At 49.6% G+C, this 23,382-nt stretch carries 18 protein-coding genes, 1 tRNA gene and 1 rRNA gene; 17 read left to right on the top strand and 3 right to left on the bottom strand.

Translation table 11 applies throughout. The annotated features are described in order from the left end of the window. Window positions 1-7: 7 nt before the first annotated feature. From rrf to M3650_RS27770, 13 genes are all read left to right on the top strand, one after another. Window positions 8-124 (top strand): 5S ribosomal RNA (gene rrf, locus M3650_RS27830). Between the two features lie 428 nt (window positions 125-552). Continuing rightward, window positions 553-2,016 carry an IMP dehydrogenase gene (guaB, locus tag M3650_RS27825; protein ID WP_019421137.1) on the top strand — a complete coding sequence of 488 codons (1,464 nt, stop codon included), beginning with the start codon at window positions 553-555 and terminating at the stop codon, window positions 2,014-2,016. 120 nt (window positions 2,017-2,136) lie between these two features. Further along, window positions 2,137-3,534 carry a D-alanyl-D-alanine carboxypeptidase family protein gene (locus M3650_RS27820; RefSeq protein ID WP_019421138.1) on the top strand — a complete coding sequence of 466 codons (1,398 nt, stop codon included), beginning with the start codon at window positions 2,137-2,139 and terminating at the stop codon, window positions 3,532-3,534. Between the two features lie 182 nt (window positions 3,535-3,716). Further along, complete coding sequence (gene pdxS, locus M3650_RS27815) at window positions 3,717-4,598, top strand: pyridoxal 5'-phosphate synthase lyase subunit PdxS (protein WP_251579451.1); 882 nt, start codon at window positions 3,717-3,719, stop codon at window positions 4,596-4,598. Between the two features lie 23 nt (window positions 4,599-4,621). Further along, complete coding sequence (gene pdxT, locus M3650_RS27810) at window positions 4,622-5,215, top strand: pyridoxal 5'-phosphate synthase glutaminase subunit PdxT (protein WP_251579449.1); 594 nt, start codon at window positions 4,622-4,624, stop codon at window positions 5,213-5,215. A 157-nt stretch (window positions 5,216-5,372) separates the two neighbouring features. Beyond that, the gene (gene serS / locus M3650_RS27805) at window positions 5,373-6,656 is read left to right on the top strand and encodes a serine--tRNA ligase (protein WP_251579447.1); all 1,284 of its coding nucleotides are present in this window, start codon (window positions 5,373-5,375) and stop codon (window positions 6,654-6,656) included. Between the two features lie 80 nt (window positions 6,657-6,736). Next, window positions 6,737-6,825 (top strand) — tRNA-Ser (locus M3650_RS27800). Window positions 6,826-6,933: 108 nt separating this feature from the next. Then, window positions 6,934-7,290: a hypothetical protein gene (locus tag M3650_RS27795; protein WP_019421142.1), complete on the top strand. Its 357-nt coding sequence runs from the start codon at window positions 6,934-6,936 to the stop codon at window positions 7,288-7,290. Window positions 7,291-7,306: 16 nt separating this feature from the next. After that, window positions 7,307-7,477, top strand: a complete 171-nt coding sequence (locus M3650_RS27790) for a hypothetical protein (RefSeq protein WP_019421143.1) — start codon at window positions 7,307-7,309, stop codon at window positions 7,475-7,477. A gap of 28 nt (window positions 7,478-7,505) precedes the next feature. Beyond that, a complete protein-coding gene (locus M3650_RS27785; RefSeq protein ID WP_019421144.1) occupies window positions 7,506-7,664 on the top strand; it encodes a small acid-soluble spore protein P in 159 nt (52 codons plus the stop codon). A gap of 280 nt (window positions 7,665-7,944) precedes the next feature. Continuing rightward, window positions 7,945-8,868, top strand: a complete 924-nt coding sequence (locus tag M3650_RS27780; protein WP_019421145.1) for a YitT family protein — start codon at window positions 7,945-7,947, stop codon at window positions 8,866-8,868. A gap of 148 nt (window positions 8,869-9,016) precedes the next feature. Further along, the gene (locus tag M3650_RS27775) at window positions 9,017-10,072 is read left to right on the top strand and encodes a DUF6612 family protein (protein WP_251579445.1); all 1,056 of its coding nucleotides are present in this window, start codon (window positions 9,017-9,019) and stop codon (window positions 10,070-10,072) included. Between the two features lie 887 nt (window positions 10,073-10,959). After that, on the top strand, window positions 10,960-14,562 hold the full coding sequence (locus tag M3650_RS27770; RefSeq protein ID WP_251579443.1) for an endo-beta-N-acetylglucosaminidase: 3,603 nt from the start codon (window positions 10,960-10,962) through the stop codon (window positions 14,560-14,562). Window positions 14,563-14,732: 170 nt separating this feature from the next. On the opposite strand, the gene tadA is transcribed toward M3650_RS27770, so the two are convergent. Continuing rightward, entirely contained in the window at window positions 14,733-15,215 is a 483-nt protein-coding gene (gene tadA, locus M3650_RS27765; protein ID WP_036704050.1) for a tRNA adenosine(34) deaminase TadA, read from the bottom strand. A gap of 403 nt (window positions 15,216-15,618) precedes the next feature. Here tadA and M3650_RS27760 point away from each other — a divergent pair, with 403 nt between their 5' ends. Beyond that, window positions 15,619-17,952, top strand: a complete 2,334-nt coding sequence (locus M3650_RS27760) for an ATP-binding protein (protein ID WP_251579441.1) — start codon at window positions 15,619-15,621, stop codon at window positions 17,950-17,952. Window positions 17,953-18,041: 89 nt separating this feature from the next. Here M3650_RS27760 and motB read toward each other — a convergent pair whose 3' ends face one another. Together motB and motA are read right to left on the bottom strand one after the other, a co-directional pair. Beyond that, the gene (motB, locus tag M3650_RS27755; RefSeq protein ID WP_251579439.1) at window positions 18,042-18,878 is read right to left on the bottom strand and encodes a flagellar motor protein MotB; all 837 of its coding nucleotides are present in this window, start codon (window positions 18,876-18,878) and stop codon (window positions 18,042-18,044) included. Then, window positions 18,871-19,662 carry a flagellar motor stator protein MotA gene (gene motA / locus M3650_RS27750; RefSeq protein WP_251579437.1) on the bottom strand — a complete coding sequence of 264 codons (792 nt, stop codon included), beginning with the start codon at window positions 19,660-19,662 and terminating at the stop codon, window positions 18,871-18,873. The genes motB and motA overlap by 8 nt, the downstream gene beginning before the upstream one ends. A 343-nt stretch (window positions 19,663-20,005) precedes the next feature. On the opposite strand from motA, the gene solA reads away from it, so the two are divergent. The 3 genes from solA (at window position 20,006) to ssuC (ending at window position 23,363) form a co-directional block, all read left to right on the top strand. Continuing rightward, a complete protein-coding gene (gene solA / locus M3650_RS27745; RefSeq protein WP_251579435.1) occupies window positions 20,006-21,202 on the top strand; it encodes an N-methyl-L-tryptophan oxidase in 1,197 nt (398 codons plus the stop codon). Window positions 21,203-21,307: 105 nt separating this feature from the next. Continuing rightward, window positions 21,308-22,429 (top strand): sulfonate ABC transporter substrate-binding protein, encoded by a 1,122-nt coding sequence (locus tag M3650_RS27740; RefSeq protein ID WP_251579433.1) that lies wholly within the window; start codon window positions 21,308-21,310, stop codon window positions 22,427-22,429. A 22-nt stretch (window positions 22,430-22,451) separates the two neighbouring features. Continuing rightward, window positions 22,452-23,363, top strand: coding sequence for an aliphatic sulfonate ABC transporter permease SsuC (gene ssuC / locus M3650_RS27735; RefSeq protein ID WP_251579431.1), 912 nt, complete (start codon window positions 22,452-22,454; stop codon window positions 23,361-23,363). Window positions 23,364-23,382: the final 19 nt, after the last annotated feature.

The following is a 23,382-nucleotide window of genomic DNA, read 5'->3' as shown; positions in this document are numbered from 1 at the left end:
AAATCTGTTTGGTGGCGATAGCGGAGGGGTTCCACGCGTACCCATCCCGAACACGACCGTTAAGCCCTCCAGCGCCGATGGTACTTGGACCGCAGGGTCCCGGGAGAGTAGGACGTTGCCAAGCAGACGAAATCCACTGACTCATGTCAGTGGATTTTTTGTATACAAGCACGCATACGCATCTGAATCTGCAGCCCTTCAAAATCTGGAAGCCCCTTCATAAATATGAAGTCTGGCAGTAGGCGGACCGTGCTAATTTTCATTTTGCAGCCAATTTGTTTGAGTGAAAGAATGGTACAGTGCGACCTTTCTCATACTAATTAGCAGTGATTTGATTTGTATACGTGGGGAGGACACTCTAGATTTTGAAAATTATTGAAAAACGTTGAAACAACCATTTCATTAAAAGCCACTTATTCTTGACAGCCTTATACCGCTTTGCTAAGATTGCAATAATATATTCAGAGAGATGACGTAAATCGGAGGACAAGCCCCGTCTCACAAGGGTTCGGCCGATGGATCGCCAATTTAAATCAAGGGAGGAACTTTCTGGTGTGGGAATCTAAGTTTGTAAAGGAAGGTTTAACATTTGACGATGTGCTGTTGGTACCGCGTAAATCGAGTGTATTGCCACGAGAAACAGATGTATCGACACGCTTAAGCAGCAAAGTGAAGTTAAATATTCCTTTGATTAGCGCAGGTATGGACACGGTTACCGAGGCTCCGCTTGCCATCGCAATTGCACGTGAAGGCGGAATCGGTATTGTTCACAAAAATATGCCAATTGAACAGCAAGCCGAGGAAGTTGACCGCGTTAAGCGTTCGGAGAGTGGTGTCATTACCAATCCGTTCTCTTTGTCGCCTGAACATACGGTAGAAGAGGCTGATCGCTTGATGGCCAAATATCGTATTTCCGGTGTGCCGATTGTCGATGACAATTATAAGCTGGTCGGCATTTTAACGAACCGTGACCTTCGCTTCGTGCATGACTTCAGTATTCTCATTAAGGAAGTTATGACGCATGATAACTTAGTGACGGCAGCTGTCGGAACGACGCTCGAGGAAGCGGAAGTTATTTTGCAGCAGCACAAGATTGAGAAGCTGCCGCTGGTAGATGAGACGAACACGTTGAAAGGTCTCATTACCATTAAAGATATCGAAAAAGCGATTCAATACCCGAATGCAGCGAAAGACGAGCAAGGGCGTCTCCTGTGCGGCGCAGCGATAGGGATTTCGAAAGATACGTATGAGCGTGCAGAAGCGCTTGTTCAAGCGGGCGTGGACGTCATTGTCGTCGACTCGGCTCACGGCCATCATATCAACATTATTGAAGCCGTCCGCAAATTGCGCGGCTTATATCCAGAGTTGACGATTATCGCAGGCAACGTCGCAACAGGCGACGCAACTCGTGATCTGATCGAAGCTGGAGCGTCCGTCGTTAAAGTCGGTATCGGACCAGGCTCCATCTGTACAACACGTGTCATTGCGGGTATTGGTGTGCCACAAGTTACGGCAGTGTACGATTGTGCAGCGGTAGCGCGTGAGTACGGCATTCCGGTTATCGCAGACGGCGGCATCAAATATTCCGGTGATATAACGAAAGCTATTGCGGCAGGCGCAGGCGCAGTCATGCTTGGCAGCTTGTTCGCAGGTACAGAAGAGAGCCCAGGCGAATCCGAGATTTATCAAGGACGCCGCTTCAAAGTATACCGTGGGATGGGTTCCCTCGGCGCTATGAAGCAAGGAAGCAAGGATCGCTACTTCCAGGACAATGACAATGAGAAGAAGCTCGTTCCAGAAGGAATCGAGGGACGTGTTGCTTATAAAGGGCCGCTTGCCGATACGATTCATCAGCTTCTCGGTGGCCTTAGAGCGGGTATGGGTTACTGCGGAACGAATAATTTGCACGAATTGCAAAACGATACGTATTTCGTCAAAATTTCGGGTGCAGGTCTTCGGGAAAGCCATCCGCACGATGTGCAAATTACGAAGGAAGCTCCAAACTATTCCTTGTAACTTGAATCATTTCGTGCAGATTCGACAAAGAAAGGCAGGGTATTACAACCCTGTCTTTTTTTTGCGTGTCCCGCTATGTTAGAATAACTTCATGTGGGATAATACAGGAGAGGAGTTGTCGTGGTGTTGAAGCACAAACAAACATCTAGACGTACAACATGGAAACGAGCGGTCGCGATTGTTACCGCATGTCAAATATTAAGCTTTGCCTTACTGCCTTCAGCAGGAATGGTGGTTGCCGAAGCGGCAGCAACTGCAGCGAAAGGGGAACAAGCTGCAGCGAAGAAAGATGCCTCGGCTCCAGCTCCGAAAGCGACGGCGACGTCACTCGGTTTGGAAGTGACCTCTGCAATCTTAATGGAAGCCAGCACGGGACAAGTGCTTGTAGATATTGATTCGAACTCGCCTAAGCCTCCGGCAAGCATGACGAAGATGATGACTGAGTATATCGTTATGGAAAAGGTAGAGAACAAGGAGCTCAGTTGGGACGACGAGGTGACAACGCTTGAGCATGCTTCCCTGACTGAAGGTTCCCGTATTTTCTTGGCCCAGGGAGATAAGCATAAGGTACGTGATTTATACATCGCCATGGCGATTGGCTCTGCCAATGATGCCACCGTCGCGCTGGCAGAACACATTGCGGGATCGGAACCTGAATTCGTCAAGCTGATGAACGAAACGGCGAAGAGATTAGGCATGTCTACGGCGCATTTCATCAACTCCACTGGACTTGGAAGGAATGATATGCCCAAGGACTATCGTCCTGAAGGCACTGATGAGACGGTAATGTCTGCAATGGACGTCGCCAAGCTTGTGCGTGCTATTGTCGTCGATCATCCAGAATTCAGCGAGTTCACGACAATTCAATCGTTTAAGTTCCGCGAGCGGGATCAGACGCCGATAACGAACTTGAATTGGATGCTGGAAGCGAACAAAAATATTACGAACTTCAAGCGGTACGCCTATCAAGGATTAGATGGAATGAAGACGGGGTTCACTGATCAAGCCAAATACACCTTTGCGGGTACGGCAGTGCGTGATAACATGCGCCTAATCTCGGTCGTTATGGGGACAAGCTCGAAGAGCGAGCGTTTCGTGCAGACGCAGAAGCTGCTTGACCACGGCTTCACCAGCTATGAGGTGAAGAGCGTCGTGGCTCCGAAGAAAGTCGTCGCCGGCGTGGAGGAAGCGCCGATTAAGAAGGGCGTCAAGACGCAAGTTCCGATTGTAACCGAATCGGGCGTAGCGTTTGTTGTGCCGAAAGGTGCCAAGGTAGACGACAAGATTACGCATGCCGAGAAGCTAATCCCGGAAAATGAGTTGGTTGCTCCGATTAAAAACGGGCAAAAAGTCGGAACGATTACCTTTACGTATAAAGATAAAGATGTGGAACAGAAACAAACGGTCAACCTGATCGCGTCAGAGGATGTGGAGAAGGGAAGCTGGTGGCGTCTGTTTTTCCGCGCCATTGGGGACTTTTTTGTAGATTTGTTCAAATCGATTAAAAATTTGTTCTAATCTGCACGAATAAAGGCAATCTATTTGTCAATTCCGACAATATTGGTTGTCTATCCTATGGCGTATCATGTAAAATAAGTGAATGAACCTTGATTTGGCAGGTCGTGTCGTCTATAGGACGATGATTCGTATCGGTTAAGTAACGGCAAGTTAATATGAGTAATGGCAGGGGGCATACAAAGATGGAAACAGGTACAGCTCGAGTCAAACGTGGTATGGCGGAAATGCAAAAAGGCGGCGTCATTATGGACGTCATGAATGCAGAGCAAGCAAAGATTGCGGAAGCGGCCGGCGCAACAGCGGTTATGGCCTTGGAACGCGTTCCTTCGGATATCCGTGCGGCGGGCGGCGTAGCCCGTATGGCAGACCCGACCATCGTCGAAGAAGTGATGAAAGTCGTCTCCATTCCGGTTATGGCGAAAGCGCGAATTGGCCATTATGTAGAAGCGAAAGTACTGGAGTCGCTTGGCGTAGATTATATTGATGAGTCGGAAGTATTAACACCGGCGGATGAAGTGTTCCATATCGACAAAAATGAATTCACGATTCCGTTCGTATGCGGCGCGAAAGACTTGGGAGAAGCGCTTCGTCGAATCGGTGAAGGTGCGGCCATGCTCCGTACGAAAGGCGAGCCTGGCACAGGCAACATCGTAGAAGCAGTTCGTCATATGCGCCTGATCAACAGTCAGATCCGCAAAATCCAGAATTCGTCGAAGGACGAGCTGTATGCGGAAACGAAAAATTTGGGCGTTTCCTATGATCTGCTGCTTCAAATTCATGAGGGCGGCAAGCTGCCGGTCGTTAACTTTGCAGCCGGCGGTATAGCAACACCATCGGACGCAGCGCTCATGATGCATTTGGGTGCGGATGGCGTATTTGTTGGCTCCGGTATTTTCAAATCGGACAGCCCAGAGAAGTTTGCACGCGCAATCGTGGAAGCAACGACGCATTATCAAGATTATGCCCTTATCGCGCAAGTATCGAAGAACTTGGGTACGCCGATGAAAGGGATTGAAATTTCAAAGCTGGCGCCGTCGGAGCGCATGCAAGACCGCGGCTGGTAAGACAGAAAGAAGGTCAATCACGGATGAACATCGGAGTGTTAGCCCTGCAGGGCGCTGTTGCAGAACATATGGGGAGCTTGGAAGAGGCAGGTGCCAAGGCGGTCGCCGTCAAGCGTCCGGAGCAGCTGGACGAGCTTCAGGGTCTTGTGATTCCCGGTGGTGAAAGCACGACGATCGGCAAGCTGATGCGCAAGTACGGCTTTATTGATGCGATTCGTGCCTTCTCGGCGCAAGGCAAGCCCATCTTCGGCACGTGTGCGGGTCTTATCGTCCTGGCTAACCATATTGAGAGTCAGCAAGGTCCGGAAGAGCCCCATTTGGGGCTGATGGACATGACGGTGCTGCGTAATGCCTTCGGACGCCAACGGGAGAGCTTTGAGACGGACCTGAATGTCCACGGCATAGATGAGCCGGTGCGAGCCGTGTTCATCCGTGCGCCGCTCATTAAAGCGGTGGGGGCTGATGTAGACGTATTGTGTGAAGTGAACGGTGAGATTGTAACGGCAAGACAGGGGCACCTGCTGGCTTGCTCGTTCCATCCGGAACTGACGGATGATGCTAATCTGCATCGTTACTTTGCCGAAATGGTTAAACAGCACCTGAACGTAGCAGGATAAGGAATAGCAAAACACCTTGACTCCGTTCCCCTTAAGGGTAGGGTTAAGGTGTTTTTATCGGAATACGATTGAAATTTGAAATGGCATAGATAGAAACGGTATGGCCTTGTCTCCAGAGAAAGGGCGGTTCAGCCGTTTCTGGCAGGAGGGACAGTCGGTGCTAGACATTAAGTTATTAAGAAACGAGTTCGGACGTGTGGAGCAAGCGCTGCAGAATCGGGGCAAGTCGCATGACATGATTGCTGGATTTCCTGAGCTTGACGCACGCCGCCGGGAAATGCTTCAAGAGACCGAGCAGTTGAAAAATCGGCGTAACATCGTGTCGCAGGACGTGGCGAAGAAAAAGAAAGCTGGGGAATCGGCTGACGACCTCATTATCGAAATGCGTGAAGTCGGCGATCGTATTAAAGCGTTGGATGAAGACATCCGTTTAATTGAAGCGCAGATGGAAGAAATGACGCTAGCGATTCCGAATGTTCCCCATGAGAGCGTGCCTATCGGTCTGTCGGAAGATGACAATGTGGAAATCCGTCGCTGGAACGAACCGAGATCATTCGAGTTCGAAGCGAAGGCGCATTGGGATTTGGCACAGGACTTGGGCGTGTTGGACTTCGAGCGAGCAGGCAAGGTGACGGGCTCGCGCTTCGTATTCTACAAAGGAACGGGTGCGCGTCTAGAGCGTGCGCTAATTAGCTTCATGCTGGATGTGCATACGATGCAGCACGGCTATGAAGAAGTGCTTCCACCGCTTATTGTGAATCGTGACAGCTTGGTCGGCACTGGTCAGCTGCCGAAGTTCGAAGAGGATTTGTTCAAGCTGCAGGGCACGGATTATTATCTCATCCCAACGGCAGAAGTGCCGGTGACCAACTTGCATCGGGATGAAATTCTCAATCTGGAAGACGTTCCGCGTTATTATACGGCGTACAGTGCATGCTTCCGTTCTGAAGCGGGTGCTTCAGGAAGAGATACACGCGGCTTGATTCGTCAGCACCAGTTCAACAAGGTTGAGATGGTGAAGCTGGTGAAGCCAGAGGATTCGTATGCAGAGCTGGAATCGTTAACAGAACATGCCGAGAAAATTTTGCAGCTGCTGAAGCTCCCATACCGTGTAATGGCTCTCTGTGCAGGAGACCTTGGCTTCAGTTCGGCCAAAACGTACGATCTTGAAGTGTGGCTGCCGAGCAGCGGCACCTACCGTGAGATTTCGTCGTGCTCCAACTTCGAAGATTTCCAAGCGCGCCGCGCGAACATTCGTTTCCGCCGCGACACGAAGTCGAAGCCGGAATTCGTGCATACGTTGAATGGCTCGGGCCTTGCTATCGGACGTACGGTTGCGGCTATTATGGAGAATTATCAGCAAGCAGACGGATCGATTGAGATTCCGGAAGTGCTTCGTCCTTACATGGGTGGCTTGGATGCCATTCATCAGAAGAAATAGGAAACAGTAATAGTTGCATAATAGACAGAATCATGATAGAATAATGACTGTTCGAATTTGCTTTCGGACAGTCATAGTTCGGAGAGGTACCGAAGCGGTCATAACGGGGCGGTCTTGAAAACCGTTAGGGTGCAAGCCCACGTGGGTTCGAATCCCACCCTCTCCGCCATTATACTTTGTAATTGGAACCCACATCTTTTTTAGATGTGGGTTTTTTGCTGTATAAAATAATGACCTCATCCGCAAACTGTTATTGAATAGTGGAGGTGTGGGTCTTATGAATAAGGAAGAGGCAGTGCAAGTTGATCAATCGCGACTCGTTAATGAATGGCAGCAGACGCTGCCGAGAAAGCTGGAACAGGGAGACAGAGCAACTGTCTTGCCAGACGGTGCGAACCCGCAAGGACTTCTTATCCATATCGATACCGCAGGCCGTCAAATGTACTCGTTCGACTTCCAGTGTGCCTATGTGGACTCCCGGGAAGTGGATTTGCAATTACTTGATGTGGAACGGGACGGCTTGCATGTGGATGAGCGCACGCAGGTTATTCAGGAGCTGGCACAGAACTACATGCGGCATATTCATGAATGCGCACAAGAATTGCACGATGTAACACACCATGGAGAATCATGACTCAGGAGGAATGAACATGACGAAAGCCAAAGGCCGCTTGGACAAAAACTTGAGCGGTGTGGTCAAAGATTTGGATGCGGCGCCCGTCAACAGTCATCAATCCCAGCAAATACAGCAGGATCGGAATGATCGCCGTCATCAGGATGCGTTGAATCATGACAAGCCAACTGATTTGGAGCATTTATAATACACTGTAGAGAGGAAGCGACGAAGTTATGAGCAAGTCGAAATCGGTTCCGGTACCAAGTGCGGCTAAGAATCAATCTAACCGCCATCACGCAGGCAATGAGCGCGGTGCAATGCAAGAACCGCTATCAGGTTCGAAGAAAGTGAAAAATGGCAACCACGTGCATCACAACAACCCGGAAGGGTGAGGAACGGACTGTACGGCACATCCTGAAATTTCTTTGATGAAGAGCATGGTTTTTTCCCGCGATATGGGGAAAGTTCCGCGCTCTTTAATTTTTTTACAGGAAAATTGATCCGTTAGGTCCATTCTTGCCTCTGAGTTCGGTATAATAATATTAGTAACAAAAAAGTAACTAAAGAGAGGTGAACGCGGTGACCAAACCCAAAAATGAACATGATCAATCAGATCGAAGCGTTTTATCACAGCACTCAGCCGAGATAGCTGCGGCTCAGGAGCAGAAAGAGATGGAGCAGGCCATTGAGCAGCTGACCGCGATAGAATCCGCAGCGATTGCGTCCGTACAACGTCAGCAGCATACGAGTATAGGGCTTTTGAAGCTACTGAAACGTATAATCTTTGTTAGTATTGGTGCCGTGCTGATGGGGGTGGGCCTAGAGCTGTTTCTTGTGCCGAATCAGATTACGGACGGCGGAGTGACGGGGATTTCCATTATTTTATCACATATTGCAGGTGTTCCGCTTGGAGTATTTTTGTTCATTCTGAATCTGCCATTTCTCATTATGGGGTATAAGCAAATTGGCAAAACATTTGCCCTCACGACGCTGCTTGGAGTTGCAATTATGTCGTTAAGCACGGCGTTGTTGCATCCTGTAGCGGCATTTACAGAGAACACGTTTCTTGCAGCTGTATTCGGAGGAATTATTCTTGGAATCGGCGTAGGACTGGTCATTCGCTTTGGCGGATCGTTGGACGGTACGGAAATTGTGGCCATTTTGCTGAATAAAAGGACGCCTTTTTCTGTCGGCGAAATCGTCATGTTTTTCAACCTGTTCATTCTATCCAGCGCTGGATTCGTATTTGGATGGGACCGGGCAATGTACTCGCTTATTGCCTACTACGTCGCATTTAAGATGATTGACATTACATTGGAAGGTTTAAACGATTCCAAATCGGTCTGGATTATTAGCGACAATCATAAAGCGATTGGTGATGCGCTGTTGAGCCGCCTTGGCCGCGGGGTAACGTACATGCAGGGAGAAGGCGGATACTCGGGTGATGAGAAGAAAGTCATTTTTACTGTTATTACCCGGCTGGAGGAAGCCAAGCTGAAATCTATTGTGGAAGAGCATGATCCGCAAGCATTTCTGGCGATTGGCAACATCCATGATGTGAAGGGCGGGCGCTTTAAGAAGAAAGATATTCATTAGAGTGGGTATAAATAGGACGCATTGCGCATGTCAATGAGAATGTTCACTAAATATATTTCTAAGGAACTATATTCAAAATCATACGTATAGGTTAATATGTATTGGGTTAATTTAGACACCATTTAAATGGATAGGGGAGCTGAATTCAATGAACAGATGGATGAAGGGCGCGTTGGCCATGGTATTTGCCTTCGCCTTAATTATCACGGGTTGCGGTGCGAAGAGCAATCCGAAGGAAGCGGTAGAAGGCGCTTTTGGCAAGTCGCTCGAAATGAAATCATATTCTTTTAATAGTTCGATTAAAATTGATGATTTCTTAGTAAATGCAGCAAGCACCACAACGGATCCGAATGCGCAGATGGTAATAAGCATGCTGAAGAACGCCGAGTTGAGCGTGAACGGTGTCATGCAGCAGGAACCGCTGCAGATGGAAGCGAATCTGGAAGTTAACTTGAAGGGCGATATGGCATTAACCTTTACACTTCCAATCGTCATGAACCAAGATAAGATCTGGGTGAAGGTACCTAATATTCCGACCCTTCCACTTCCGCAAGATCTAGTCGGCAAATTCATCGAGATGGATTTGAAACAGTTGGCTGAAGAGACAGGCGAGCCGCTTCCGACGGCAGCTGACATGAAGACGATGCAGAATTTCTCAAACGACTTGTTCAAAGCGATTGTAAGCAAATTCGATGAGAAGACATTCTTCTCAAAGGTAGACAAGAAAGATGCTGGTTTGCCGGATACAGTAAAAGCAAAGGAAATTGTAAAGTTCAACGTAACGAATGAGAGCTTTGATCAATTCATGACAACCTTTGTAAAGGACGCAGTTCCAGCTTTGACAGAAGTGGTGAGCAAAGAAGAATATCGCAAGCTGCTCAAATTGGAACAATCTGACATTGATGCAATGAAGAAAGATCTTCAGTCTGATGATAACGAGCTGAAGAAGGGCATCGAGGAAATCAAGAAAACGATGAAGATTAACGAGTTCAGCATGACGACGGCGATTGATAAAGATCAATTCCCTGCGTATCAGCAAATCGTAGCGAACCTTGAGTTTACAGAGGATGGCCAGCAGGCGAAAGTAGCTGCTCGCATTACAAACGAATACACGAACATTAATGGAAAAGCGGATTTCAAAATCGGCATTCCAAAAGATGTGGTAACAATGGATCAACTGCAACAAATGTTCGGCGGATATTAATATCGTCGTCAAAAACCGACCCTCCAAGTGGGTCGGTTTTTTTGTTGGTGTCGCCCAGCATGGGCGTTATCTACAGGGTGCAAGTCCCGAGTGACGAAGGCAGTAGTAGTCATTAGCTTAAGACAAGGGTGTCTACCGCGAGGTGGAATCTGAAGGAAGTCGGCGGCAAACCTCCGGTTCGAGGAACACGAACCTCATATAAGGCTAACGTTCGTTGGATGAGGCTGCCAACCAAGTCAAAGTCCATACTGCCGAAGGAAAACGAGAGTAAATGAGGCGAATAGATGGAGGGAAAGATAGCGTTCTTACCTGGGGAGGTCTGTACGAAAAGCGGGGCAAACTCCGTAACCCTACTTGTGAAGGTAGGCTGAGCGTACAGAAGTCAGCAGAAGCCATAGTACGCAGGCTGTTGCAACAGCCTGCGGAAGGGCCGAACATGAAATAGGTATAGGTATTTGTACATCAAGGCGTTCAGGATGGGCGATGAAAGCAGAAAAAAACCGAAAGGACCTGACTGAAGGAGGAAGCGGTGAATCCCGTGTGGGACTTCGGCAGGGCAGAGCTCACCACTGGCACAAGAGGAAGGTACAAATCACGCAAGGAGTTGTACCGAACGGTACGTACGGTGGTGTGAGAGGTCGGGGGCTAGCCGCCCCCTCCTACTCGATTTGTTGATGTGACAGGGCATGTGCGCTTTCTCTAGGGTGATCCCATGACATTGTACCCCAGTATACAAGAAACTACATCTTTTTCCTTTGAAATCCTTGAAAACAGCGCTTACATGGATTAAATACAACGTTCCTTTAGTTTGTACACTATCTATTCCTTGAATAATGGAGCACAATGAATTAAAGCGCTTACATAACAAAAAAGGAGTTAGAATTCACATGAAGAAGAAGCATACGCCATGGAAAGTCTTGCTCGCAACAACACTCCTCTGCAGCTCTTTGACTGCATTTGCTCCAAATGCTTTTGCCGAACAACCGTATTCGCCGTATTGGTTCCCCCAAGAACTGAAGCAATGGGAGCCTGGCGAAAACAAAGATGATATATTCAACAAATCAAGCATTCCGCTCGCAGATCGTTTTAAAGGCAAGCCCGTCAATGGAACGGCGTCGCCGGACCGCAGCGTCACTCATTTGGCTAGTATGCAAGCGCATACAATTGGGTTCCCTTCCCAAGGCTCAGATGACTTTCACGCATACGCATTCGGGTATTGGCAGTACATTGATCAGTACGTTGCATGGGGCGGTTCTGCCAAGCAAGGTATCATTGTAGCACCAAGCGCAGACATCATCGATGCCGCGCATAAGAACGGCGTTCCGGTGCTCGGCACCATATTCTTCCCGCCGAACGCTTACGGCGGCGATATCGAGTGGCTGCGTGAAGTCATTCAAGAAGAGAATGGCCGCTTTCCGATTGCTGACAAATTAATTCAAGCCGCTGAATATTACGGATTTGACGGATGGTTCATCAATCAAGAGACGCATGATGGCACCGAGGAAGATGCCGCTAAAGTTCAGAAATTCATGAAATATTTCCAAGAACATAAACCTGCGAACATGAAGCTGCTCTGGTACGATTCGATGGTCAAAGACGGTAATGTCAGTTGGCAGGATGCTCTGAACGAGAAGAACGAATCGTTCTTGCAGGACGGCAGCCAACGCGTGTCCGACAACATGTTCGTCAACTTCAACTGGTTCAAGAAAGGCACTGTCGCCAGCTCCATTGACAAAGCCCAACAATTGGGTCGACAGCCTCAAGACCTGCTGTTCGGCATCGACGAGCAAGCAAGCGGCTTCAACCCAAACTGGAACAAGCTGTTCGAACAGAGCAAGGACGCTTCTGTGGGCTTGTACCGTCAAGACTGGACGACGTTCCATAACTCGGAGGATTCGGAAGATTTCTATAACAAAGAGAGAATGTATTGGGTTGGCTTGAACGGCACGCCAGAACGTCCGGTCAAGGACGGCAAGGATTGGAAAGGCGTCTCTAATTACATAGCGGAAAAGTCCGTCGTCAACGACATGCCATTCGTGACGCACTTCAACACGGGTCATGGCAAGCAGTTCACTGTTCAAGGCGACGTCGTGTCCGACAAGACATGGAACAACTTGAGTCTGCAGGACATTATGCCGACATGGCGCTGGATTACGAAGAGCGACGGCGACCCGCTGAAAGCGGGCTTCGACTTTGACCGCGCATATTACGGAGGAAGCTCATTGAAGCTTGAAGGACATCTGTCGCCACAGAACAGCACGACTGCGAAGCTGTACGCTGCAGACTTGACGGTAAGTGAGCCTACTGTCGTATCCGCAACCTATTTTTCAAATGCGAGCAATTTCGACGTGAAGCTTGGACTCACCTTCAAAGATCAACTGAATGATGTCGTCCTTGTCGATCCGGAAGGCATTGCAGATAGTGCACTAGCCGTTCAGCGGACTGTTACGGCTGCGACTTATCGCCAAGTTTCTGATCTAGCTGCCAGACATGCTGCGGACACGTTAACAGCGACAACACCAGCAACTGATCTGGAACACACTGCTTCCGTAACGGACAGCGTGTACAAGCCAGGACAATGGAATACGATAAAGTTCTCATTGAAACCTTTTGCAGGGCGTGAAATTTCCGAGGTGTCCCTATATGTAGGCAGCAAGCAGGACATTGCTGATTTCTCCGTCAACATTGGTGAATTGTCCGTGTATAACGAATCGAAGCAAGCTGTTCTTCCGGGTGTGACGAACTTATCCGTTATCGACAACGAAGTGAAGGAAGGCATTTATAGCGATATTCGCTTATCTTGGGATAAATTGTCCGGTGATGTGCACCACTACGAAGTGTACCGGGTGAATCAGGACGGTTCGAAGGCGTTCTTAGGCGCGACGCCGAATTCAGCATACTACGTATCGAACATTCGCCGCGAAGGCAAAGAATCACATTCAATGCTCCAAGTCGTTGCAGTTAGCCCGCAATTCACACGTGGCGAGTCAACTCGAATCAACATGGAATGGCCGGCTTATCCGAAGCCTAGTGCTGACTTCACGGCAGAGCATGTCATTGTCGAGCCAGGCGAAGCTGTGAAGTTCATCGATAAGTCTTCCGAAGTAACGGAAGTTCGCAGTTGGGAATTTCCAGGCGGTACACCTTCGTCCAGCACGGATGTGAACCCCGTGGTCGTGTATGACAAGGAAGGAACGTATCCAGTTATCTTGACCGTCAAAAATAGCGAGGGCGAAGACGTGAAGCGACAAGAGCAATTCATCCGCGTCACTCGAGATGAAGTTGCGCTGGCCCGCAACTTGGCGCTCGGCAAGAAGGTTACCGCAAGCAGCTTCGTCAGTGACGGTGAAGCGCCGAAATTCGCTGTGGACGGCAAAGTGACAGACAACAGTAAATGGTGTGCCGTATATACGACGAAGGACAAGTTCCCTCACTGGATGGTCGTGGATTTAGGGAAAGAATCGAAGCTGAGCAAATTTGTCATTCATCACGCAGAAAGCGGTGGCGAAGGTCCATCCTTGAATACACGAGGATTCAAGATTCAACTCAGCAATGATGGGGAGAATTGGACGGATACGGTCACGGTGACGGATAACAGTTCGGCTGTATCCACACATCAGATTCCGCTGACAAATGCGCGTTACGTAAAGCTGATTACGACGCAACCGTCTCAAACCAGGGCAGACGTTGCTGCGCGCATTTATGAATTCGAAGCTCACGGCGTCTATGCGAAGACAACAGACGGCGATGGCAACTTGGGCGACAACGGTTCAAGCGATAACGAAAATAGCAGCAACAACGGTTCAAGCGACAACGGAGACAGCAGCAACAGCAGCTATGACAGCACATCGTCTATGACCGTTACGCCGACACCGGATACGACAACTGACAAAACCGGTGACAAACCCGGAGACAATACAGCAGGCGATAAAGATACAAATGATACAAAGCAGCCTGTTACATTTACTGATTTGAACGGACACTGGGCACAGGACGCGATTCAACGTCTGGCTAAAGAGCAGGTTATCACTGCTTATCCAGATGGCACGTTCAAGCCGCAGCGAAGCATGACGCGTGCGGAAGCGGCAGCCATGTTCGCGCGAGCGCTGCAATTGAACCCGGGCCAAGCAAGCGCTATCCAATTTGCCGATGTGACTGGAGATTATTGGGCAAAAGGGTTTATCGAAGCCGCAGCGCAGCAAGGCATCATCGTGGGCAATGATGCGAAGCAGTTCAAACCGAACGATTCGATTACACGCGAAGAACTGTCCGTGATGATCGTTCGCGCACTGAAGCTGACCGACGGCGCGCAAGTATTAACGTTCACTGACCGTGATGCCGTAGCACCGTGGGCACACGAAGCAGTGAAGATCGCAGCAGGCCATAATCTCGTGAAGGGCTATCCGGACGGAACCTTCCAACCGAAGCAATCCGTCAGCCGGGCTGAAGCGGCCCTTGTGATGAACCGTGTTATGGATAAGATGAAATAGTATGTGTTTCAATATAAGCCGCCTCCCGGGCCATCTACTGACTCGGGGGCGACTTTTTTTATTATTCTAATCTGAATCTTAACCTTCGGCATACAGGAGCGGCAGTGAGGCAATGACATTTGACTCGGCTGTGTCGTAGATAAGATAGTGGATTCAGGAAGAGGGAGCGTTTACTCCTTTTTACGCAGACGGCGAAAAAACTGGGTCAGCATCGCCGCGCATTCGTCACGCAGTATGCCATCGATCACGTCCGCACGATGATTGAAACGGGACTCCTGCAGCAGATTCATAAGCGTTCCTGCGCACCCTGCCTTCGGATCAGTCGTCCCGTAGACGACACGTGGAACGCGTGACTGCACGATGGCTCCCGCGCACATCGGACACGGCTCCAAAGTTACGTATAATGTGCAATCGAGCAGGCGCCATGCCTGCAAGGCTTCGCTCGCTTGTCTTATGGCAATCATCTCGGCGTGGGCAGTGGAATCAAGCGTCGTCTCGCGCAGATTGTAGCCACGCCCTATGACGTCATCTCCGTGGACGACGATAGCGCCAATAGGAACCTCACCGATGGCTTCGGCTTTCTTCGCTTCTTCCATTGCGATACGCATCCAATGCTCGTGCTGCTTCATATCTTGCGGTTCAAGTGGTTGCATGTTCAAGCCAAAAACTTCCTTTCTTGGACAACGTTTCAGACTCGGCTAGAGGGTAGACGCCGAGGTGTGCAAAAGTCTAATCGTTATTCCCCGAACAAATATTCGTTGTTAACACTCTGTGTACAAGTATGTGGATAAGTATATATTTACTCACACTATTATACACATATTATCCATAACTGTTCACATTATGTGAATAAGTTGTTGATAACTATTTTTTGGCGCATAATCATACTCTGAACGCTACAATTATACTCTCATCCAGCAGTATTATCCAAAAACGATAGACAAATCGCTGCAAATTAAGATATGATTCGTAGAGAAGCTACAAATAAATACAACATTTGTCAGGAATATTCGTCATTATGAACAGGCGATAAGATAGACCTGATAGAGGTGAAGCATGCGACTTTCAATCAAAGCCAAGTTATCCATCTCCATATCCATCATTGTACTCGTTGTTCTTCTGCTTCATATGGTCCTCACCTACAATGTCACCAAGGACAAGCTTATCGAAGAAATACAGCAGCGTATGAACGTAATTGCACAGCAAATCAATGTATCCGTTCAGCAATCTCGATTGACCGCCAAGTCATTTGAAGTACAGCTAGCAGAAAAGCTGCAAATGGCTTCCATGTATGCAGCGGGTAAACTCCCTCCCCGTATCGACCAAGTATCAAATGAGCAACTACAGTCGATCTGTAAAGACCTAGGCATCTCCCATATGTCCTTGCTTCGTGCGGTGCCTGACAGCAGCGATATTATTATAGAGCGTTCTTCGGATCCAAGCGAAATCGGGATGTCCACAAAAAAATGGGGATACTGGCATACAGCATTTCAACAGCTGCTTGAGGCGCAACAAGTGTCGATTGCAAAAGGGGAGAAGTTGAAGAATTTCTGGTCCGGTCCATTTGATGTATCCACGTCCAACCCGAATCATATTGATAAATGGGGCTACTATTACGATGGCAAGCGGGATTATATCATTAATCCTTATATCCGCGATGATCGAGTGGATACGTTTCTTGAACTGACGAAGCCGGATAATCTAATCGAGCGGACGGTCAAGACCCAAGCGAGCGTCATTGAAATCGCTGCGCTCAACCCGGAGACATTCGACAGACCGCCGAAATTGACCGTGCGTCACGACGGCATTCAATTTGTTCGTCAGCAGGACAGTGCAGTGCTATATGGGAGCTATAATCTAAAGCATGGCCATGACAAGCAGTATGTGGATGAAGCGCTGGAGCAAGCGAAGCCGTTGTTCTACGAAGGACAGTTCGGTAACAGGACTATCATTAAAGGGTTCATCCCGATCCACGCTGAGAAGCCATATGTGTTGAATATTGCGATGGATTCCGATTCGCTCATGGCGACGCTGCATGATCAATTGATGCGGAATATCGCGATAGGCGTCGTACTGTTGGAGATCGTTCTCATTAGCAGTTATATATTGTCTGGGATGCTGATTCGTCCGATTCAATCAATATTAAATAAAGTAAACATGATATCGGTCGGTCATTTTCATACGAAATTGAACATTGAGCGCAAGGACGAGCTCGGACTTCTTGCACAGCGGATTAACTCGATGGCACGTAATCTGGATATGTCCACCGAACGGCTGCGGACATTGTATGAGGAGAACCGGGCGATGAAGGAACATCTGGAGTCATTCATCAACCAATCGAAAGATGCGATTCATGTGACGAACTTGCATGGACAAATCGAACGTGTCAATCAAGCGTTTGTCGATATGTACGGGTGGACGACAGACGAGGTAATCGGCAGTTCGCTGCCCAATATACCTGAGCACTTGCGAGACGAAGAACGCAAGATCGAAGAGTCGCTGCATGCGGGCGATCCCGTAAGTATCAGAGAGACGACGCGGCTTACGAAGGATGGGAACCTGCTCGATGTAAGTGTCAGCACGTCGCCAATTTATGACGAAGCGGGTGAATGCATCGCTTGGGCGAGCATTACACGGGATATGACGAACCGTAAGCGGATGGAAGAGCTGCTCAGACGCTCCGAGAAGCTGACGACGGTCGGGCAATTGGCAGCGGGCGTCGCGCACGAAATCCGCAACCCGTTGACGACGCTGCGCGGATTTTTACAGCTGCAGCAGCAGACGAAGCGGATGAACGACGGGCACGTGGATATGATGCTGTCGGAATTGGACCGGATTAACCTCATCGTCAGTGAATTTCTCATTTTAGCGAAGCCGCAAGCAGTAAGCTTCCAGGCGAAGGATGTTCGTATCATATTGCAGGAGGTTCTTTCTCTATTAGACAGTCAAGCGCACTTGTATAACATTGAATTCGTGAAGCATTTCGATCAGGAAATTCCGTTGGTTAATTGTGAAGAGAATCAGCTTAAGCAGGTGTTCATCAACATTATTAAGAACGGAATGGAGGCAACGCCGAGCGAAGGGGAGATCGAGCTGCGCGTGGAGGCTCGGGGAACCAATGAGGTGGTCATTATCATTAAAGATTATGGCATTGGCATACCAGCAGATCACCTGGCTCGTCTGGGTGATCCGTTCTTTACCAACAAAGAACAGGGAACTGGTCTTGGCTTAATGGTCAGTCAACGCATCATTCATAATCATCGGGGAACAATGGACATTACGAGTGAGCTGAATCAGGGAACAGAAGTAACGATTGCACTCCCGGCAGTGGAAGTTGTGGAAGATCAGAAGACGTCGTGCCCGCTTCTACGGAGTGGAGCTCCAATGTAAACAAATACAGGGTGCCCTGCCGTACACGATAATGATTTTATCGCATACGTGCAGGGCACCCTTATATGGAAATGCATGCATACATTGAGTTAGTTTCCGGCCGATTCGTTTTCGGAACCAGCGCCGCTTTCGCCGCTTCCTCCGGGAGCCTGCTTGTCCGTAAATTTGCGCAGTACAGATACCTCGACGCGGCGGTTCTTCGCCTTGCCTTCTTCCGTGGCATTGTCTGCAACCGGATGATATTCGCCCATCCCCACGGCCTTGAACAGCTTAGGGTCGATACTCGAACGCTCCAGCACGACCTTCATAAAGCTGAGCGCCCGCGCTGAGCTCAGATCCCAGTTGGACTCAAAGCGGCTGTTCCGTATTGGACGATTGTCGGTGTGACCACTAATTACTATCTCATATCCTTGATACTGCTTCAGCATATCTCCAATAGTGAGGGCGAGTTGCTTCGAATCCTTCTTCAAGCTAGCTTTCCCCGAATCATAGAGCGCGCTATCCTTAATCGTGATCTTCAGCTCCGAATGATTCAGCTTCGTGTTGAGCTGGTCGGACAATCCGTTGCTGGCAATATAATTGTTCAACTTGCTTTGAAGTTGTTCCAGCTGCTCCTGCTCATGCTTTGCTTGCAGCATATATTGCTCCTGCTCACGATTGCGGGATTTGGACGAGTTAGGTTCGAATTCGCCCGATCTGGAGCTGTTCGACCGTATGACCGCCGCTTCATCCAATATACCTACGCCGCCGGTGTTGAAGGCGACATTGAATGCCTGGCTCATCTGTTCGAATTTCTTCGCATCTACCGCGCTCATACCGTATAACACGATAAATAGGGCAAGCAGCAGTGTTAAAATGTCGGCATAGGGTATAAGCCAAGATTCGTCGACATGCTCTTCGTGAGGACGGCTGCGCTTCTTACTCATTGCGAGCCGCCTCCTTTAACCCCATTTCAGCGCGTTCCTTCGGAGTCAAGAAGACAGACAGCTTCTGGTTAATGGCAATGGTCGACACTCCCGATTGAATCGACAACAATCCTTCTACCATCATGAGACGAATTTCGATTTCACCGTGTGACAGGCGCTTCAGCTTGTTAGCAATCGGGTGCCACAGCACATAACCGGTGAATATCCCCATCAGCGTTGCGACGAAAGCCGCGGCGATAGCCTTGGCCAGATGCTCCATCTCGGACATATCCGCCAGAGCGGCGATCAGCCCGATAACGGCGCCCAATACCCCCAGCGTCGGCGCATACGTTCCGGCTTGGGAGAAGATTAATGCACCCGCACGGTGACGTTCTTCCGTCTCGTGGATATCTTCCATCAACACATCCCGAACGAACTCCTGATCGTTACCGTCAATAATCATTCGCATTCCATTGCGAAGGAATTCATCGGGAATATCGTCAATATGCGACTCCAGTGCCAGCAAGCCTTCGCGGCGGGTAATGCTGGCCCATTCCATAAACATTTGAATCAGTTGAACTCGGTCGACGAGCTGCTGTTTTTTAAATGTCAGGCCAATAAGTTTCGGAAATCTCTTCAACTCTTTCATCGGGAAAGCAATGAAGAGCGAAGCCGCTGTACCGACAAAAATAATCATAATAGCGGCGGGATTCATCAGGTTTGATAAAGGAGCCCCTTTGAAATACATACCGACCGTAACGGAGACGATACCAAGAATAAGACCAACAATAGTAGATAGTTCCATGTTTCCCTACACACCTCATCCATGAGTATAATGTGCTTCCTGCGTCCCGCATTCGACAGCGTTCAACGGAATGCGCGAAAAAAATGATGCAATACACTTTTTATCGGCAAAAGAGGCTCAATATTTTAATACAAAACCACTTATAAGTTTCACGGAGGTCAATCCATTAATGAAAAATCCGCTGCGACATGAGGAATGACATGGGATAGGCCACTTTAACCATATCTCGTTCAGGAAATTTTTGATTGACATTTATTGAGCGAGAGCCATACAATAGCAGTTAAATACTTAGTAAATCGATCGGAATATATGTATATGGAAGAGAGCGAAAGAGGTGTTATACATGAGCAGGCTGTATGATTGCATCGTCATCGGAGCGGGATCGTTCGGGGCAAGCGCAGGTATGCATTTGGCACGGGAAGGAGCACACGTGCTTCTGTTGGATATGTTTCACCCACCGCATGGGCTCGGAAGCCACCATGGAGACACCCGTATTTTTCGTACCGCATATACGATGGGCTCGGCCTATGTGTGCTTGGCGGAGCGCGCACGGGTGGGGTGGCTTCATTTGGAAGAGGAAGCGCGCCGTCACCTTGGGTTAATGCCGGATGCTGCGAACAGAGCGGGCAGCTCGGACGAACAGCCGGAGCCGTTCAAGCTCTTTCTGCCGACTGGAGTGATCAGTGTCGGGGATGCGCATAGCGAGGCGCTAGCCAACAAGGAAGCGAGCTGTGTCGCGAACGGGGTTGCTTATGAACGGTGGGATGATCGGGAAACGAAACGAAGGCTGCCGGCGCTCTACGTTCCTGCCCATTATGAGGTTCTGTATGAACCGGAGGGCGGCGTATTATTCAGTGAACGGATTATTGAGAGCTATTTGAAGCTGGCCGAAGCATATGGTGCCGAATGGAAGCCGAATCATCCTGTGCAGCGTATTGCGACAGTGGGGAATGCAGTGGTAGTGTGGAGCGGGAATGAGCGCTTTGTCGCTTCCAAGGTACTAGTGACGACGGGAGCATGGCTTCCGCGGCTGCTGCCGTCTCTAGGTTTGCCCGTACAAGCGGAACGCCGCGCCGTCGCGTGGTTCGAGGACACGAGCGGAAGTTATTCTGCAGAACGGTTTCCCGCATTCATTGTTCATCAGAGCACAGATTCGGAGTATTACGGCCTTCCTTCGGTACGCGGTTCCGGTATCAAGATAGGGCACCATCAGCAGGGACAGCCTTGGAACCCGGATGAAGAAGTCGCTCCGTTCGGCAGCTGCAGCGGTGAAGAACGGTTGCTCTCCGAATTCACGGCCCAGTCCTTCCCGGAGGCGGGGCGATGTATGCGCGGGGCTGCCTGCATGTACGAGATGACGCCAAGCGAGCACTTCATTATCGACAGACATCCCGACGAGCCAGCGGTTTGGTTCGCGGGCGGCGGCTCCGGACACGGATTTAAATTTGCCAGCGCTATCGGTGAAACGGTTAGTCGTTGGATGCTGCATGGGAAGCGGGAACCGGAACTTGAGGCGTTTTCGCTAGCATGTACAAGGTAGAACAACACAAAAGCATAAGTGAACAAGAGCAACCTGTTGACGATAGTTGGATCACCAAGAAGATAATAACCGATTAAGAAGGATCCGGCGGGAGGAGTGTTTTTCATGATTAAAAACCAATTTAATCTATCGGATAACTATAAATATGTAAATAGCAATGTGCGGGCGCGTTCAAAGCGGAGACGATTGTGGAAAGCAGGGACGATCGGCACTTGGCTGCTCTTGATGGCCTTTGCGGCCGGCTGCGCTTCGGGTGCAGCCGGCTCGACGAGCGGAGCAGATGCATCCCCTGCGACTCCGGCAAAAGCGGATGGCGCAGCTGGAACGGGAAAGGTGATTCGCATTGGCTATCAGAAAGGCAATTCACTGAACATTTTGAAAGTAAAGGGCAATCTGGATGAACGCTTAAAGTCAGAGGGCTATAAGGTGGAGTGGAAGGTATTCGCCGGCGGCAACTTCTTGCTGGAGGCGATGAGCAGCGGCAGCGTAGACTTCGGTCATGCGGCGGACGGATCCGGCGTGTTCGGGCAAGCGGGCAACAAGCCGTTCGTCTACGTAGCGAACGACCTCCCTAACCCGGAAGGGATAGGGATTGTGGTGCATTCCGATTCCGCCATCGAATCGATTGCCGAGCTGAAGGGCAAGAAGATTGCCGTCGCCAAGGGGGGCAATCACCACTATTTGGCTGTCCTTGCCCTCGAAAAGGCGGGGGTGAAGCTGGATGACGTGCAGTTTGTGTACGTGAAGGATGCATCGGAGGGGCGTGCGCTCTTTGAAACGAAACAGGTCGATGCGCTTGGCTCATGGGATCCTTTTTTCGCTGCGGTGGAAAATGATTTGAAGCTACTCACGTTGACTGATGGGCAGGGATACTCACCAAATCGGACCTTCTATTATGCCAATGAGCAATTTGCCAAAGATCATCCCGACTTGATTCGTCTCATTCTTGAAGAAATTCAGGAGGCGGATGAATGGGCGAATGAGCATAAACCCGAAGTTGTAAAGTTATTGTCAGATACATTAGGCATTGATGCAGATGCTATCGAGCGGGCCGTAGGGCGCCGCCAATACGGGGTGGAGCTGCTAAGTCCGGAAATTATCGCGCCTCAGCAGCAGTTGGCCGATACGTATCATCGCATCGGATTGATTCCAAGTCAGATACAAGTCGCTGAACGAATGCCAGTTGACGCGCCGTGGGCGAAAGACGGCCCGATTCAGAACAAATAGGCCGTATAAGGGGGAATGCTTCATGAACACATCAAAAGCACCTGCCAATCCTAATATTCAATCCGTTCAATCTATTCAAACTAATATAAATTTCGATAAATCGCCTCATCCAGAAAGTACGCTTGCGAATCATATTCATCCGCCGCACACACGCCGCAGCGCAAGCTGGTGGCGTAAAGGCGGAAGTGCCTTCATTCCATGGCTGCTGCCCATATTGCTGCTTGCCGCCTGGCAGGCGGCTTCCGCGGCAAATATGCTCTCGCCGCAGCTGTTGCCGGCTCCTTCCACAGTGCTGCATACGCTCTGGACACTGACACTAAGCGGAGAACTGGCTCATCACATGAGCGTCAGCCTGACGAGGGCACTGGTCGGATTCGTCATCGGAGGCGGTATTGGATTTCTGTTCGGCGTCTTGAGCGGCAGCTTCGACTGGTTCTATCGGCTGTTCGATACGTCGATTCAAATGATTCGTAACATACCGCATTTGGCGTTGGTTCCGCTCGTTATTATTTGGCTGGGCATCGATGAAGGCGCGAAAATATTTCTGGTTGCACTCGGGGTCATGTTCCCGATTTACGTCAATACGTATCATGGCATTCGCTCGGTAGATCAAGGCGTCGTGGAAATGGCAAAGGTGTATGGTCTGCGTTCCGCCTCCTTGTTCCGGCACGTCATTTTGCCAGGGGCGCTGCCATCGATCTTCGTCGGACTCCGCTATGCGCTAGGCGTGATGTGGCTAACCCTTATCGTCGCCGAGACGATCGCAACGGATGCGGGCGTCGGTTACCTCGCGATGAATGCGCGTGAGTTCATGCAGACCGACGTCATTATTTTAAGCATCGTGCTGTATGCAGCTTTCGGCAAAGCGGCGGATGTGATCGCGAAGCTGCTGGAACGGCGGGCGCTTCGTTGGAATGCGGCACATACATCATAACGTTCATGACGGTAAGCAT

Source organism: Paenibacillus sp. MER TA 81-3, assembly GCF_023713585.1.
GTDB lineage: Bacteria > Bacillota > Bacilli > Paenibacillales > Paenibacillaceae > Paenibacillus_B > Paenibacillus_B profundus.
The sequence above is the reverse complement of the archived record's forward strand: the minus strand, read 5'-3'. Positions and strand labels throughout refer to the sequence as shown.